General features: G+C 59.5%; 17 protein-coding genes. 10 read left to right on the plus strand and 7 right to left on the minus strand.

All coding sequences use genetic code 11. From position 1 onward, the window contains the following. Positions 1-271 precede the first annotated feature (271 nt). From EGT36_RS22645 to EGT36_RS22655, 3 genes are all read left to right on the plus strand, one after another. Positions 272-1060 (plus strand): N-formylglutamate amidohydrolase, encoded by a 789-nt coding sequence (locus EGT36_RS22645; protein ID WP_037091985.1) that lies wholly within the window; start codon positions 272-274, stop codon positions 1058-1060. Positions 1061-1075: 15 nt separating this feature from the next. Next, entirely contained in the window at positions 1076-1381 is a 306-nt protein-coding gene (locus EGT36_RS22650) for a DUF1244 domain-containing protein (RefSeq protein WP_006697181.1), read from the plus strand. 147 nt (positions 1382-1528) lie between these two features. Then, positions 1529-1786, plus strand: coding sequence for a DUF2312 domain-containing protein (locus EGT36_RS22655; RefSeq protein ID WP_006314683.1), 258 nt, complete (start codon positions 1529-1531; stop codon positions 1784-1786). Between the two features lie 69 nt (positions 1787-1855). On the opposite strand, the gene EGT36_RS22660 is transcribed toward EGT36_RS22655, so the two are convergent. From EGT36_RS22660 to EGT36_RS22680, 5 genes are all read right to left on the minus strand, one after another. After that, on the minus strand, positions 1856-2476 hold the full coding sequence (locus EGT36_RS22660) for a tetratricopeptide repeat protein (protein WP_037091982.1): 621 nt from the start codon (positions 2474-2476) through the stop codon (positions 1856-1858). Between the two features lie 100 nt (positions 2477-2576). After that, entirely contained in the window at positions 2577-2702 is a 126-nt protein-coding gene (ykgO, locus tag EGT36_RS22665; RefSeq protein ID WP_003497670.1) for a type B 50S ribosomal protein L36, read from the minus strand. A gap of 146 nt (positions 2703-2848) precedes the next feature. Next, positions 2849-3925, minus strand: coding sequence for a 5-(carboxyamino)imidazole ribonucleotide synthase (locus EGT36_RS22670; RefSeq protein WP_037091980.1), 1077 nt, complete (start codon positions 3923-3925; stop codon positions 2849-2851). A gap of 11 nt (positions 3926-3936) precedes the next feature. Next, positions 3937-4404 (minus strand): 5-(carboxyamino)imidazole ribonucleotide mutase, encoded by a 468-nt coding sequence (gene purE, locus EGT36_RS22675; RefSeq protein ID WP_034497641.1) that lies wholly within the window; start codon positions 4402-4404, stop codon positions 3937-3939. 48 nt (positions 4405-4452) lie between these two features. Continuing rightward, positions 4453-4656 carry a YdcH family protein gene (locus tag EGT36_RS22680; protein WP_003497661.1) on the minus strand — a complete coding sequence of 68 codons (204 nt, stop codon included), beginning with the start codon at positions 4654-4656 and terminating at the stop codon, positions 4453-4455. A 234-nt stretch (positions 4657-4890) separates the two neighbouring features. Here EGT36_RS22680 and EGT36_RS22685 point away from each other — a divergent pair, with 234 nt between their 5' ends. Further along, entirely contained in the window at positions 4891-5067 is a 177-nt protein-coding gene (locus EGT36_RS22685; RefSeq protein ID WP_003506164.1) for a YdcH family protein, read from the plus strand. Positions 5068-5168: 101 nt separating this feature from the next. On the opposite strand, the gene EGT36_RS22690 is transcribed toward EGT36_RS22685, so the two are convergent. After that, positions 5169-5933, minus strand: coding sequence for a sulfite exporter TauE/SafE family protein (locus EGT36_RS22690; protein WP_006697178.1), 765 nt, complete (start codon positions 5931-5933; stop codon positions 5169-5171). 104 nt (positions 5934-6037) lie between these two features. Between EGT36_RS22690 and EGT36_RS22695 the strand changes: the two genes are divergently transcribed. The 6 genes from EGT36_RS22695 to EGT36_RS22720 all read left to right on the plus strand — a co-directional run bounded on the left by EGT36_RS22695 (position 6038) and on the right by EGT36_RS22720 (position 12753). Further along, on the plus strand, positions 6038-6691 hold the full coding sequence (locus EGT36_RS22695) for a thiamine phosphate synthase (RefSeq protein ID WP_034497636.1): 654 nt from the start codon (positions 6038-6040) through the stop codon (positions 6689-6691). An 8-nt stretch (positions 6692-6699) separates the two neighbouring features. Next, complete coding sequence (locus EGT36_RS22700) at positions 6700-7800, plus strand: tetratricopeptide repeat protein (protein ID WP_022563054.1); 1101 nt, start codon at positions 6700-6702, stop codon at positions 7798-7800. A 164-nt stretch (positions 7801-7964) separates the two neighbouring features. Beyond that, positions 7965-8765 carry an inositol monophosphatase family protein gene (locus tag EGT36_RS22705; RefSeq protein ID WP_004445792.1) on the plus strand — a complete coding sequence of 267 codons (801 nt, stop codon included), beginning with the start codon at positions 7965-7967 and terminating at the stop codon, positions 8763-8765. 201 nt (positions 8766-8966) lie between these two features. Then, the gene (locus EGT36_RS22710) at positions 8967-9983 is read left to right on the plus strand and encodes a hypothetical protein (protein WP_037091978.1); all 1017 of its coding nucleotides are present in this window, start codon (positions 8967-8969) and stop codon (positions 9981-9983) included. Between the two features lie 2 nt (positions 9984-9985). Next, positions 9986-11017 carry a peptidoglycan -binding protein gene (locus EGT36_RS22715; RefSeq protein WP_004445789.1) on the plus strand — a complete coding sequence of 344 codons (1032 nt, stop codon included), beginning with the start codon at positions 9986-9988 and terminating at the stop codon, positions 11015-11017. A gap of 89 nt (positions 11018-11106) precedes the next feature. Beyond that, on the plus strand, positions 11107-12753 hold the full coding sequence (locus EGT36_RS22720; RefSeq protein WP_037091976.1) for an FAD-binding dehydrogenase: 1647 nt from the start codon (positions 11107-11109) through the stop codon (positions 12751-12753). Position 12754: 1 nt separating this feature from the next. On the opposite strand, the gene EGT36_RS22725 is transcribed toward EGT36_RS22720, so the two are convergent. Then, positions 12755-14554, minus strand: a complete 1800-nt coding sequence (locus EGT36_RS22725; RefSeq protein ID WP_037092114.1) for an ABC transporter transmembrane domain-containing protein — start codon at positions 14552-14554, stop codon at positions 12755-12757. Positions 14555-14589 lie beyond the last annotated feature (35 nt).

Below are 14589 nucleotides of genomic sequence, written 5' to 3' on the forward strand. Positions count from 1 at the left end.
CGCTATGGAAAAAAGACGGGCGAGGTGCCTGATGTGGCGGGGACGAGCGAGAGATGACTGAGTCACGGCTTCCATCCGGATTCCATGGTTATAATGAACACACTTCTTGGCGTGGCCGCCCAAGAAAGTCAACGCGAGTTTAATCGATTATATTGTTCGTGGGATCGTGAGTGCGATAAGGTAGATGGCTGTTCTTCCGCCGTAACTTGCGCCCGGCCTCAAGCCATGCCATCAAGTTTCTCTCCTCAATGCTGCCCCAGAAAAATCATCGATGAACGACTTCATACCCTATGAAATCATAGAAGGCGATTATGACAAAGGCATGGTTCTGCTGGCAGACCACGCCATGAACCTTCTGCCGGCACACTACGGCAATCTTGGTCTTCCGCAAACCGCTTTTCATCGCCACATCGCATTTGATATCGGTATAGAGGGGCTAACGCGCTCGCTGGCTGCGCGCCTTGGCGTGCCGGCGGTGCTCGGGCGTTTCTCGCGGCTGCTGATCGATCCGAATCGTGGTGAGGATGATCCAACTCTCATCATGAAAATCTCGGACGGAGCGATCATCCCCGGAAACCATCCGATTTCCGACGAGGAATGGCAAAAGCGGATCGAGACTTTTCACCGGCCTTATCACAATGCCGTGGACAGCGTGCTGACCCGTGTGGCCGAGGCCTCGGAAGAAGCGCCGCTCGTCCTGTCACTGCATTCCTATACACCGTACTGGAAGGAAACGCCGAGGCCATGGCATGCGGCGGTTCTGTGGGATACGGATCATCGCGCGGTCGATCCGCTGCTGGCGCATCTGCGCGCTACCGGCGACATTCTCGTCGGCGACAACGAACCCTATGACGGAGCACTCAAGGGCGATACCATGTATCGTCATTGTATGGCGAAGGGTATACCGCACGCACTTCTGGAGGTCAGGCAGGATCTGATCGGGAACGAGGAGGGGATCGCCGAATGGTCAGACCGGCTCGCTCCCATTTTTGCCGCAATGAATGACGATCCGGTTCTGCATGAATATCAGCTGTTCGCTTCCCGCACCGGCCCCTATTGAGCCTGGAGTTTCGCCATGACAAATGAGAACGACAACGGGCAGATCGAGTTTGAGGCGGCCGCATTCCGGCGTCTCGTCAAACATCTTCGTGAACGCCACGATGTGCAGAACATCGACCTGATGAATCTCGCGGGCTTCTGCCGCAACTGCCTTTCCAACTGGTACCGTGAAGCGGCCGAGGAAGCGGGTGTTCCGCTCAGCAAGGAAAAATCCCGGGAAATCGTCTACGGCATGCCCTATGAGGACTGGAAAGAGAAATACCAGGGCGAAGCGAGTGGCGACCAGAAAGCCGCTTTCGAGCAGAACCGGCCCAAGGAATAAGTCTTCACCGACGGAATCGACTTGACGGGACGCCTTTCAGTGGGCAGTTCACAGGCCTGAATTTTGCTGCCTGCTGGCAGCGACCGGCGAACGCCTTGCCAGTTTGAATGAACAAGGCCCACATGCGGGCCGCCAATGAAGGATGATATGATGGACGAAACCAGCACCACCGAAACCGTCGCCGCCGCCGAACTGCGTCAGTTCATCGAGCGCGTCGAGCGCCTCGAAGAAGAAAAGGCTGCTATTCAGGGTGATATCAAGGATGTCATGGGCGAAGCGAAGGGGCGTGGGTACGATACCAAGGCGATCCGTACCATCATCCGCCTGCGCAAGAAGGATGCCAATGAGCGCATCGAGGAAGAAACGATTCTTCAGACTTATATGGCCGCGCTCGGCATGGAATGATCGGCTGAAAATGCCTCAATGGAAAAATCGCCGCTTCTGCGGCGATTTTTGTTTAAACTGCCCTCGACATCAGCCGCGCGTGCCCGCTAGCTTTTCCGAAAGATCGACGGCTTCCTTGCGGGCGTCCTTGTCTGCAGGATAAAGCGCCAGATAACGCTCCCAGGCTTTCAGCGCCAGCTCGTCGCGGCCGGAGGCTTCGAGGATGTTGGCCAGGCTTGCGAGGGCAGGGAAATAGCGCGGCTCTTTTTCCAGCGTCAGGTTGATATCCGCCATTGCCTTGCGGGTGTCGCCATCGGCGAAATGGACCATGGCGCGGCGATAGGGCGCCTGGACATAGTCGGGATCGAGCAAAACAACCTGGTCGAGAAAATCGTAAGCGGCGGCGTTGCGCTTTTCGTCGGCAGCTTCACCCGCCCATTGCATCAGGAGATTGATCGTTGCGCTGCCGGAGTCATTCCATTCGGAGGCGATCTGGTTGGCGATGCTGCGCGCCTTGACCGCATTCCGTTCCTTTTTCAGCGAAGCGAAAAGCGTGTCGATTGTCTTGGCGGGTGATGGCGCCGATTCGACAGCAACAGCTGGCTTTCCGTCTGCCGCTTGGGCAACAGCAGCCGTTCCCGCAAACGCGAGGCTTGAGACCATGAAGCCCTGAGCAATAATGAGAGCGGTGCAAAAACGATTTGGGCGCATGGGTTAAAGCTTAACCCGACTGCGCCCAATATCAAATGCAAACTTCTGGTCTGTCAACAAAGTGATCCGCGATCTGATCGCGAACCGCAGTCGCAGTCAATCAGCCCTGACGAGCCTTGAAGCGCGGGTTCTGCTTGTTGATGATGTAGACGCGGCCCTTGCGGCGAACCAGGCGGTTATCGCGATGACGGGCCTTAAGCGCTTTAAGCGAATTCTTGATCTTCATTTTACTGGTCCGCAGTTTTGCACGGTTTGTGCCGTGCTATTCAAACAATCAAAAGCGCGCAACGGGGCGCGCTCTTTTCGGTTGGCAGGCAGATACCTGTTTGAGCCCTGCCTGTCAACACTTGCCCGCGTCTTTGCCTTAAAAGACTAGGCTTTTCCTGTGTGCAGAAGCTGCGTCACGTGGCCCATCTTGCGGCCCGGCCGTGCTTCCGTCTTGCCGTAGAGGTGGACGAGACAGTCTTTTTTCGACAGCCATGCCGGTACGTCGTTGATGTCATCGCCGATCAGATTGGTCATGATGCAGTCGGAATGGCGATCAGTGTTGCCGGGGTTAAGGCCCGATACGGCTCGGATATGCTGTTCGAATTGCGAGATCACACAGGCCGCCTCCGTCCAGTGGCCAGTATTGTGCACGCGGGGCGCCATTTCATTGGCGACCAGCGATCCATCCGGCAGGACGAAAAACTCAATGCCGATAACGCCGACGTAATCCAGAGCGGCCAGCAGCTTTTCCGCCGATTGCACGGCAATACCCCTTGCGGCATCCGAAAGTGCGGCCGGCACGGTGGATGTGTGCAGGATGCCGTTCAGATGAACGTTCTCGGCCGGATCGTAACAGGTCACGGTCCCGTCCCGGAAACGGGCGGCGATGATCGAAATTTCGCGTTCGAAGGCGATGAAGCTTTCAAGAATCAGCGGCACGCCACCAAGCGCTGCAAACGCGCCCGCGAGGTCTTCGCCTCCCCGGAAGAGGCGCTGTCCCTTGCCGTCATAACCCATGCGACGGGTTTTCAGCACACCTTTGCCGCCAAAGGCGGCCAGCGCGGCTTCCAGTTCTTCCTGGCTATCCACGGCGCGGAAATCGGCGGTTGGAATGCCGCAATCGTTGAGGAAGCGTTTTTCCGTCAAGCGATCCTGTGAGGCGCTGAGCGCCTGTGCCGGCGGATAAACGGGAACCGAGGCGCTGAGTTTTTCTGCTGCGGCAACGGGCACGTTCTCGAATTCGTAGGTCACGACATCACAGCGGCTTGCGAGTTGCGCAAGTGCGTTTTCGTCATCATATGCTGCCACGATCTGGTCGTTGCAGGCCTGTGCCGCGGGACAATCCGCCTGCGGCTCCAGCACGATGGTACGATGGTTGAGACGCGCCGCGGCCATCGCCAGCATGCGGCCGAGTTGCCCGCCACCGATGATGCCGATGGTGAGGTTGGTTGTCTTTGCCATGTCGTGTGTCGTCACTGGGCGCTGTCCATGGGGTATTCCGCGACAGCCGCCGACTGGCGCGCACGCCAGGCGTCCAGACGATCGGCAAGGTCTTCATCGCCAAGCGCCAGCACTGCGGCCGCGAGAAGGGCGGCATTGATCGCGCCGGCCTTGCCGATAGCGAGCGTGCCGACCGGGATGCCGGCGGGCATCTGCACGATGGAATAGAGGCTGTCCTGACCGGACATGGTCTTCGATTGGACCGGAACGCCGAAGACCGGAAGCGGCGTCATGGCAGCTGTCATGCCCGGCAGATGGGCAGCGCCGCCGGCGCCCGCAATAATGACCTTGAAGCCTTCGTCTTTCGCGCCGTTGGCGAAATCGTAAAGCCGGTCAGGGGTGCGATGGGCGGAAATGATGCGGGCTTCGTATTCGATGTCGAGCGCATCCAGCGTGTCGGCGGCGTTCTTCATGGTCTCCCAGTCGGACTGGCTGCCCATGATGATGGCGACGGGGGGCGTTTCTGCTGTCACGTAATGTCTCCGGGCTCAGGCGATGATATCGGGAATGACCTGATCTTCCAGCTGGGTCATCTTGTCCTTGACGGCCAGCTTCTTCTTTTTCATGCGTTGTATCCGCAACGCGTCGCAGCTGGTCTGGATCATCGCATTGATCGCCGCGTCATAATCCTCATGCTCCTGGCGCAGCCGCGCCAGCGTGAGCCTGATGTCCGCCTGGTCCTGATCGGGCATCTTGTCATCCCCATTTTATGCCAGCCGGATAGCCTCCGGCGCGTATGTGATCGTTCACGAGCCTCTATCATCAAATCGCGGTAACGGGAAGTTATCCGTTGCGACCAAATTGCCCACTTATTGCCTTCATTTCGCCTTCGACAAGCCGACCGATCCGTGTCACATTGTCGTCGCAAACCTGAAACTCCAGCGATGGAGAGCTGGAGGTAGGTTCAAAAAGGAAGGACGTGCCGCATGACCATTCAGGCTCATATTGCATCGCTCGAAAAGAAACACGGTGCTCTGGAGGAGGAGCTCGAAAGTATTCTTGCTTCCCCGTCGTCTGACGATAGAGAGATCGCGGACCTTAAACGTCGTAAACTGCGCCTGAAGGATGAACTCCAGAGGCTCAAAGCCTCCACAAGACACTGATTTATGGCAGATCGCTGGCCCTCGATGAATGAGGGGTCGGCGGTCTGACCTTTCGAGCTCTGGCGGCGAAAACCTGCTGCCAGAGCTTTTTTATTGCCGTATTAGAACGGCAGTCCGTCCCACAGCAGTTTCAGTGCCGCAATCAACGCCATGGCATACATCAGCGGGTAAAACACGGATGGTTTAAGGTATTTCACCACTCTTGCACCGGCCAGCGTCGCCAGCATCGCGACGGGCAGCAGACTTGCCGATGTCTTGAGGTTGGTGGCGTCGAGCGCGCCAAGTGCGAAATAGGGTATGAGCTTGATCGCATTCATGATGGCGAAGAAGCGCACGCTCATGCCGGTATAGGTCTTCGGGTCGAGTTTCAGCGGCAGAACGTAGATCTGGAAGGGCGGTCCACCCGCATGGGCCACGAAACTCGCATAACCGGACAGGCTGGACCAGAGCGTGGCGGCGGCCGGCCTTTGCGGTTCTGCCGGAATTTCCTGACCATTGCGGCTTTTGAAACTCTCATAAAAGTAACGCAACACGAACAGGATCGTGACCGAGGCGACGACGAGACGCATGGCATCTGCGGAGATCATGCTCGAAGTTGCCCAGCCGAGCGCAATGCCGGCGATAGCCCCCGGCAGCATGACAAGGAGCGTCTGGCGATGGTTGTAGTGCCGCCAGGCGAAGAGCGCGACAATATCCATGACGATCAGGATCGGCAGGAATATCGCCGCCGCCTGCACGGGCGATACGGCAAGCGCCATCAGTGGCACGCCCATCAGCGCCAGCGCGCCGCCCAGTCCCCCTTTGGAAAGGCCGACGAGAACCACTGCGGGAATGGCGACGAGATAAAAATGAAAATCGGTCAGCATGGATGTATGGTTGATCCTTTCGCCGGTCCGGTTTATCGGATTTGTCATATGAAAACGAGTGCAGATCGCGTCGGAAGCGTCGTCTGCTTGAAATGGACGAAACGATGAGCATTGTTGAAGACCGTTGCCGCCTTGTCCTGATCGTCCCGCAATCGGACGATGCGCAAAAGCAGGCGGCAGATGTGGAAGCCGCGCTGCGGGGAGGCGATGTCGCTTCGGTCATCATTCCGCAATATGGTCTGGATGACGCCGCTTTCCAGAAACGCGCCGAACTGATCGTACCCCTCGTGCAGGCGTCGGGCGCCGCAGCGCTCATTGCCGGTGACAGCCGTGTTGCCGGCCGGGTGAAGGCAGACGGGCTGCATGTGGTCGGTAACGCCGAGGCGCTTTCGGAGGCTGTGGAAAAATTCACCCCGAAACTGATCGTCGGCGGCGGAAATGCCGATGACCGCCACAAGGCGCTGGAGCAGGGCGAGGCCAATCCGGATTACGTGTTTTTCGGGAAGCTCGAAGGCGACATCAAGCCCGAGGCGCATCCCAAGAACCTGGCGCTCGGTGAGTGGTGGGCGTCGATGATCGAAATCCCCGCCATCGTCATGGGCGGCACGGACCTCTCGTCCGTGGTTGCCGTGGCGGAGACGGGCGTGGAGTTCGTGGCTATGCGCAGCGGCGTTTTCGATAATGTCGGTGGCGCCGCCCAGGCCGTTTCTGAAATCAACGCTTTGCTTGACGAAAAAGCGCCACGGTTTGACGGTTGATACAGGCGATGATCATGCGCTCGCTTCATTTCTGCCTCTCTGTTTCACTGCTGGCGTTTGCTTTCGCCGCGCCGGCGGGCGTCGCTCTTGCTCAATCCGGGCCGCAGAGTGAAAACAATGCGCTTTCCCGACAGCTGGAAAATGAGGCTCAGCCGACCCGTCAGGGCAGGGTGCAATCTGAAGAGCAGAAGGACTTGCAGCCCTCAGCCGGCGTGAACGTCTATCAGCGCATGGGTGCGGATCTGCCGGCACTGCCGCCTGAGAAGGAATTCAAGGGCCGGGTGGATGAGGCCTATGGCCATTTCCAGCGCGGCGAATATGTGCAGGCGCTTGATAAGGCGCTGAACCGCGCGCAGAACGGTGACGCACCCGCCCAGACGCTGGTGGCGGAAATGATGTCGCGCGGACTTGGCATTGCGCGTGACGAGAAAACAGCCGCGTTCTGGTATCAGCAGGCCGCACAGGGCGGCGATCCCGTCGCCATGTTCAAATTTGCCCTTATCCTGATGGAAGGAAAATTCGTTACGCGTGACAAGGCGAAGGCCGATGATTTCATGCGTCGTGCAGCGGAAGCCGGCAACGCCTCTGCCCAGTTCAACTGGGGCCAGATATTGGTTTCGGAAAATCCGGGCGCCAAGGGTCTGCTGATGGCTTTGCCCTTCTATGAAAAATCCGCCGAACAGGGCATTGCCGATGCGCAATATGCGGTATCGCAAATTTACTGGTCCGTGAAGGATGTGCCTGCCGAGAAAAAGGCAAAGGCGCGCGACTGGTTGATGCGCGCCGCAAAGGCCGGCTATGACACTGCACAGGTCGATCTCGGTATCTGGCTGGTCAACGGATTTGGTGGCGAGCGTAATCTCGACGAAGGCTTCCGCTGGCTCTATGGCGCAGCACAGCGCGGTAATGTCGTGGCGCAGAACAAGGTTGCGCATCTCTATATTCAGGCACTCGGTACCCGGCCTGATCCGGTTGAGGCAGCCAAATGGTACGTGCTTTCCCGCCGCGCCGGATTGAAGGATCCGTCTCTCGAGGACTTCTATCTCGGCATCAATGACGAGCAGCAGAAGAAGGCGATCGAGGCCGCAAATCGTTTCCGTCCGACCTGATGGAAGGGTTGCGTTCCCTGGCCGCGGTTGACCCATGGGCTTTTTACCTTGAATTTCCGCGCGTTTTGTGGTCTTGAACCGCAAACTTTCAATTCAAGAAAATAATGACGTGCCTGCCCGGTGAGCTTCCGGGCGGTTCGCAAGCTTTCCAGGAAAAAACATCGATGGCCCGTTCAGCCCTTCTCAATGTCATGGTTCAGGCCGCCATCAAGGCGGGTAAGTCTTTGTCGCGTGACTTCGGTGAAGTGCAGAACCTGCAGGTCTCGGTCAAGGGACCGAGCGACTTCGTTTCGCAGGCGGATCTGAAGGCCGAGAAGATCGTGCGCGAGGAGCTGATGAAGGCGCGCCCGACCTATGATTTCCTTGGTGAGGAAGGCGGCGAGGAAAAGGGAACCGATGGTGCACATCGCTGGATCGTCGATCCGCTCGATGGCACAACCAACTTCCTGCACGGCATTCCGCATTTTGCGGTTTCCATCGCGCTTGAGCGTAACGGCGAAGTCGTCGCCGGTGTGATCTTCAATCCTGCCACCGACGAACTCTACACCGCCGAGCGTGGCGGCGGCGCGTTCCTCAACGATCGCCGCATCCGCGTTGCCGCGCGCAAGGCGCTGACGGATTGCGTCATCGGCTGCGGCGTGCCGCATCTCGGCCGCGGCAACCACGGCAAGTTCCTGGTCGAGCTTCGTCACGTCATGGGGGAGGCTGCAGGCATCCGTCGCATGGGTGCGGCGTCGCTCGATCTCGCCTACGTTGCCGCTGGCCGTCTCGACGGTTACTGGGAAGCCGATCTTTCGCCGTGGGACATGGCGGCCGGCCTCGTGCTGATTCGGGAAGCCGGTGGTTTCGCCTCCGACATCAAGGGCGGCACCGATATCTTCGGCAGCAGTTCCGTTGCTGCAGGCAACGAATATATCCACAAGGCGCTCGTTGAGGTGGCCAACCGTCCTATTCCGGGCCGCTGATTGGTTTTAGCAAAAAACCTGCCGTTTTTTACAAGTTTTCGATGCCCGGCGAATGTTCGCCGGGCATTTTTGTTTTCCCTCGCCCGGCTCCATGCCTTCTTTCGTGAAAAGCCTGTGACGAAAGACCGGCTTTTCGCTTCAAATCGTCGCAATTTTCAAATAGCTTCCGCTGGATAGCTGACCAAAGGGAATGCGAACGTTATGGCGGATTCGGAGCTGCTCGATCTTGGCGTCGAGAAACCGGTGACCACGCGGGAATACAGCCACAAGCTGTCCAGCCCCACACCGTTTCTCTGGACGATGGTTCTGTTTCTGATCCTCGTCGGTTTTCTGGCAGCGATTCTCTATCGGCAGGCGCACACCGCCTTCATGACCAATCCGGGGCTCAACGGCTTCATTCTCGGTGTGCTCGCCATCGGCATCATTCTGGTGTTTACGCAGACGATGAGCCTGCGTGCGGAAGTCCGCTGGTTCAACGCCTTTCGTGCCGCCGGCAGCGTCGAAAAGGTCGGTCGCGCGCCCAAACTGCTTGCGCCGATGAGCACGCTGATCGGCAAGCGTGGTGAAGTCCGCCTTTCTGCCGTTACGCAACGCACGATCCTCGATTCCATCGCAACGCGCCTCGACGAGACGCGTGATACTTCGCGTTATCTCGTCGGCTTGCTGGTATTTCTCGGCCTGCTCGGCACCTTCTGGGGCCTTATCGGCACCATTGGCGCCATCAGCAACGTCATCCAGTCTCTCGACCCAAGCGCCGGTGACAGCAATGATATTCTCGGTTCGCTTAAGGCCGGTCTCACCGCGCCGCTGGCGGGTATGGGAACGGCCTTTTCCTCGTCACTGCTCGGTCTTTCCGGTTCGCTTATTCTCGGTTTTCTCGATCTTCAGGCCGGCCGCGCCCAGAACCGTTTCTACACCCAACTCGAAAACTGGCTTTCCTCGGTGACGGATACGACGGACGCCCCAAGGGAGTCCCGGGGCGACGCAGGGGCCGTGGTGAGCACCGAGCGTTCGCTCGCGGCCATGACCAGTCTTGCCGAAGGCATTCAGGGTCTGGTCAAGAACATGCGCAGCGAACAGCAGATGTTGCGCGACTGGATCGAGGCGCAACAGGAGGAATCCAAATCGCTCCGCCGCACGCTCGACCGGCTTTCGGCGCGGATTGACAGCGATACGAAGTCTTCCGGACGCACCCGGCACGATAACGGGAGCGAATAGCCATGGCGCTTGCGCGCAACCGCCGCCGCGACAGGGGTGTGGATTATTGGCCGGGCTTCGTCGATGCGCTGTCGACGCTGCTGATGGCCATCATGTTTTTGCTGACGGTCTTCGTGCTCGCGCAATTCGTGCTGTCGCGTGAGATTACCGGCAAGGACGAGGTGCTGACGCGTCTCAACAGCCAGATTGCCGAATTGACCGAACTTCTGGCCATGGAAAAGGGCAACAAGCAGGATGTGGAGGACGCCTTGGCGAGCCTGCAATCCACTCTTGCCGCGTCTGAGAATGAACGGTCGCGGCTGCAGGCACTGCTCGACGCTGGCTCCGGCAACAATGCCAGCGCCAACGCCCGTATCGGCAGTCTCACCGGTGAACTGGACGAGCAGCGGCAGGCCAATTCCCGCGCCTCCGCGCAGATCGAGTTGCTCAACCAGCAGATTGCGGCGCTGAGGGCGCAGATTGCCTCGGTCGAAGCCGCGCTGCAGGCTTCGGAAGCCAAGGATGCCTCTTCTCAGGTCAAGATCGCCGATCTCGGCCGCCGCCTCAATGTCGCGCTGGCGCAGCGGGTGCAGGAACTGAACCGCTATCGGTCCGACTTCTTCGGGCGGTTGCGCGAAATTCTGTCCGATCGTGAAAACATCCGCATCGTCGGCGACCGATTTGTCTTCCAATCCGAAGTGCTCTTCCCTTCCGGCGGCAATGAACTCAATCCGGAAGGGCAAGCGGAAATGGCGAAGCTCGCAACCGCGCTGCTTGATCTCGCAAAGGAAATCCCGGCGGAGATCAACTGGGTCCTGCGCGTCGATGGCCATACGGATAATGTCCAGCTGTCCGGCTCCGGCCGCTACCGCGACAATTGGGAACTCTCCTCGGCCCGTGCCACTTCGGTTGTGAAGTTCCTGATCTCCAAGGGCGTGCCGGCAAACCGTCTGGTCGCTGCCGGCTTTGGAGAATATCAGCCGATTGCAGAAGGTGACTCACCGGAGGCACGGCAGCAGAACCGCCGTATCGAACTCAAGCTGACCGAGCGCTGAAATCGCGGACCGCATCTGGGTGGTTGCCTTCCGACGAAAGTAAACTTACGTTCGCGTAAAAGTAATTCCGTCATATCTGGGAGGGGCTGATGGAACGCTATGATGTGATCGTTGTCGGGGCGGGGCTTGCCGGGCTGGTTGCGGCAACGGAGGCTGCCGCGCGAGGTCTCAGCGTCTGCGTGGTTGATCAGGAGGGTGAGCAGAACCTGGGCGGACAGGCCTTCTGGTCGCTTGGCGGCCTGTTTTTCATCGATAGCCCAGAACAACGTCGGATGCGCGTGCGAGACAGTCTCGACCTTGCGAGGCAGGACTGGTTCGGTTCGGCCGGTTTTGATCGCCCGGAAGATCACTGGCCGCGTCGCTGGGCGGAGGCCTATCTCGATTTTGCTGCCGGTGAGAAGCGGGAATGGCTGCACCGCATGGGTATGCGCTGGTTTCCCGTTGTCGGCTGGGCCGAGCGTGGCGGCGGTTTGGCCGATGGCCATGGCAATTCTGTTCCACGCTTCCATGTCACCTGGGGCACAGGCCCCGGGGTGCTTGCTCCCTTCGTTAAAAAGGCAAAGCTGATCGCGGCGGATGGGCGGCTATCCTTCCGCTTCCGCCACCGGGTTGATCGGCTGGATATCGCCGATGGCCGGGTGACCGGCGTTTCCGGCGCGGTTCTTGCAAGCGATCCGGTGCAACGCGGAGAGGAGAGCAGCCGGGAAGAGCAGGGCGAATTCAGTCTTTCCGCTGCTGCGGTCATTGTCAGTTCCGGCGGCATCGGCGGAAATCAGGAGCTGGTACGGCGCAACTGGCCCGTGGAACGACTGGGCCAGCCGCCGCAAAACATGGTTTGCGGTGTGCCGGCGCATGTGGACGGCCGCATGATCGCCATCACCGAGGCGGCGGGTGGCGGGGTCATCAACCGTGACCGCATGTGGCATTACACCGAGGGTGTCAAAAACCACGACCCGATCTGGCCAGGTCACGGCATCCGCATTCTGCCCGGTCCTTCGTCCTTCTGGTGCGATGCGAATGGTGACCGGCTTCATGCGCCGGCCATGCCTGGCTTTGATACGCTTGGCACACTGAAGATGCTGGGTGAACGTGGCAGCGGTTACAGCTGGTTCATTCTGACCAAAGCGATCATCAAGAAGGAGTTCGCGCTTTCAGGTTCGGAGCAGAATCCTGATTTGACGGGCAAGAACATGCGCCTGTTGCTGAAAAGGTTGGGAAAGGAGCCGCCTGGACCCGTGCGGGCTTTCATGGAACGGGGCGAGGATTTCGCCGTTCGTGATACGCTGGAAGAATTGGTGCCTGCGATGAACGCCATCGCCGGAAATGATCGTCTGAACACCAACCACATCCGCCGGCAGATCGAAGCGCGCGACCGTGAGATTGAAAACGGCTTTAGCAAGGATACGCAGGTAACGGCGATCCACGGTGCGCGCCGTTACCTCGGTGACCGGCTGATGCGAACGGCGAAACCGCATCGCCTGCTCGATCCTGCCATGGGGCCTTTGATTGCCGTGCGTCTGCATGTGCTGACGCGCAAGACCCTGGGCGGCCTGCACACCGACCTTGAGACGAGGGTGCTGGACGCCGGCGGTGAGCCGGTGCCGGGGCTTTATGCCGCTGGCGAGGTGGCTGGTTTCGGCGGTGGCGGCATGCATGGATATAACGCGCTTGAAGGCACTTTCCTCGGAGGATGCCTGTTTTCCGGGCGCGTTGCGGGGCGCAGTGTGCTGACGTAACTCAAGCCTGTGCGCGCAGTTCTTCGGGCCCGGTCTGGAATTGCAGACGGGCGAGCCGGGCATAGAGACCGTTCTGGCGAATGAGACTCTGATGCGTGCCTTCCTCGATGATGCGGCCTTCATCCATCACCAGAATGCGGTCGGCTTTGAGAACGGTGGCAAGGCGGTGGGCGATGACAATGGTGGTGCGGCTGCTCATGAGCTCATCGAGAGCCTTCTGTACCAGTGTCTCGCTTTCCGCGTCGAGCGCCGACGTGGCCTCGTCCAAAAGCAGGATAGGTGCGTTGCGCAGGATGGCGCGGGCAATGGCGATGCGCTGGCGCTGCCCGCCGGAAAGCGTCACGCCGCGCTCTCCCACCTGGGTGTCATATCCGTCGGTAAGGCGTTCGATGAAGCTGTCGGCCTGCGCGGCGATGGCTGCGGCGCGCACTTCTTCCCGTGTCGCGTCAGGCCGTCCAAAGGCGATATTGTCATGGATGGAGGAGGCGAATATCGCCACATCCTGCGGGACGATGGATAGACGCGCCCGCAGATCGGCGAGCTTGACGTCGCGGATATCAGCGCCGTCAATGGTGATACGGCCCTGCTGCGGATCGTAAAAGCGCATCAGCAGCGAAAAGACCGTGCTCTTGCCCGCACCGGAGGGTCCGACGATTGCGACGGTTTCGCCGGCACTGACTTTGAAGGAGAGGCCGGAGACGATCGGCCGTCCTGCCGCGAGCGGGTAGACAAAATCGACATTCTCGAATGCGGCTTCGCCACGCGGCGGCTGGGGCAGAGTGACGGGCGCGACGGGATCGAGAACCGGCGAGCGCTCGTCCAGCAGTTCGGACAGCCGTTCTGCCGCGCCGCCGGCCTGCGCCAGTTCTCCCCAGACTTCCGATAGCTGGCCAAGGCCGCTGGCCGCGATGACCGAATAAAGCACGAACTGACCGAGCGTTCCCGCGGTCATGCTACCGGACAGGACGCTTTGCGCCCCATACCAGAGAATGCCGACAACGCTGCCGAAGACGAGCGTGATGGCGACGGCGGTGAGGATGGAGCGTGCGCCGATGGCGGCGCGTGCGCCCTGATAGGCCGCTTCCACCGAAGCGCCATAACGGGCATTCGCCAGCGTCTCGGCATTGAAGGACTGTACGGTGCGGCTCGCCGCAATCGTCTCGGAAGCATAAGCGGCGGAATTGGCCAATGTGTCTTGTGTCGTACGGGAGCGGGCGCGGACCGAGCGCCCGAAGGCAATCAGGGGAAAAACGATAAAGGGAATGGCCAGCAGCGCGAGTCCGGAAAGACCGGGGCTGGTATAGATCATCATCGCCACGGCGCCGCAGCACATGATGATGTTGCGCAACGCCACCGACGCAGATGAGCCGAATGCGGAGCGGATCTGCACCGTGTCGGCCGTCAGTCGCGAGGTGAGCTCGCCTGAGCGGTTGGCATCGAAGAATTGCTGTGACAGCGTGGTGAGATGGGCGAACACATCGCGGCGCAGATCGGCAACGACCCTCTCGCCGATCGTCATGACGTAATAATAACGCATGGCGCTGGCGAGCGCGAGAACAACCGCAATGGCCAAAAGCATGGCGAAGTAGCTGTTGATCATACCGCCATCAGGCGTCTGAAAACCGTGATCGATGATGCGGCGAACGGCGAGCGGCAAGGCGAGAGTCGTGGCGGAAGACAGAACAAGTGCAAAAAGAGCCGCAGCCATCAAGCCACGATAACGCCTGAGATAAGGAAACAGGCCAAGGAGCGGTTTCAGGCTTCTCTGTTTCACCGCTTTATGCTGTTCGATGTCTGCCACGTCCTCTATGCTCCTCGTTCTTCGCCATTTTTCGG

This window comes from Agrobacterium sp. FDAARGOS_525 (assembly GCF_003938925.1).
GTDB classification, from domain to species: domain Bacteria; phylum Pseudomonadota; class Alphaproteobacteria; order Rhizobiales; family Rhizobiaceae; genus Agrobacterium; species Agrobacterium pusense.

Bases quoted from the DNA above. Each gene is read 5' to 3' on its own strand.
- EGT36_RS22645 (WP_037091985.1), top strand. From the start codon at position 272: ATGAACGACTTCATACCCTATGAAATCATAGAAGGCGATTATGACAAA.
- EGT36_RS22650 (WP_006697181.1), top strand. From the start codon at position 1,076: ATGACAAATGAGAACGACAACGGGCAGATCGAGTTTGAGGCGGCCGCA.
- EGT36_RS22655 (WP_006314683.1), top strand. From the start codon at position 1,529: ATGATGGACGAAACCAGCACCACCGAAACCGTCGCCGCCGCCGAACTG.
- EGT36_RS22660 (WP_037091982.1), bottom strand. From the start codon at position 2,476: ATGCGCCCAAATCGTTTTTGCACCGCTCTCATTATTGCTCAGGGCTTC.
- ykgO (WP_003497670.1), bottom strand. From the start codon at position 2,702: ATGAAGATCAAGAATTCGCTTAAAGCGCTTAAGGCCCGTCATCGCGAT.
- EGT36_RS22670 (WP_037091980.1), bottom strand. From the start codon at position 3,925: ATGGCAAAGACAACCAACCTCACCATCGGCATCATCGGTGGCGGGCAA.
- purE (WP_034497641.1), bottom strand. From the start codon at position 4,404: ATGGGCAGCCAGTCCGACTGGGAGACCATGAAGAACGCCGCCGACACG.
- EGT36_RS22680 (WP_003497661.1), bottom strand. From the start codon at position 4,656: ATGCCCGATCAGGACCAGGCGGACATCAGGCTCACGCTGGCGCGGCTG.
- EGT36_RS22685 (WP_003506164.1), top strand. From the start codon at position 4,891: ATGACCATTCAGGCTCATATTGCATCGCTCGAAAAGAAACACGGTGCT.
- EGT36_RS22690 (WP_006697178.1), bottom strand. From the start codon at position 5,933: ATGCTGACCGATTTTCATTTTTATCTCGTCGCCATTCCCGCAGTGGTT.
- EGT36_RS22695 (WP_034497636.1), top strand. From the start codon at position 6,038: ATGAGCATTGTTGAAGACCGTTGCCGCCTTGTCCTGATCGTCCCGCAA.
- EGT36_RS22700 (WP_022563054.1), top strand. From the start codon at position 6,700: ATGATCATGCGCTCGCTTCATTTCTGCCTCTCTGTTTCACTGCTGGCG.
- EGT36_RS22705 (WP_004445792.1), top strand. From the start codon at position 7,965: ATGGCCCGTTCAGCCCTTCTCAATGTCATGGTTCAGGCCGCCATCAAG.
- EGT36_RS22710 (WP_037091978.1), top strand. From the start codon at position 8,967: ATGGCGGATTCGGAGCTGCTCGATCTTGGCGTCGAGAAACCGGTGACC.
- EGT36_RS22715 (WP_004445789.1), top strand. From the start codon at position 9,986: ATGGCGCTTGCGCGCAACCGCCGCCGCGACAGGGGTGTGGATTATTGG.
- EGT36_RS22720 (WP_037091976.1), top strand. From the start codon at position 11,107: ATGGAACGCTATGATGTGATCGTTGTCGGGGCGGGGCTTGCCGGGCTG.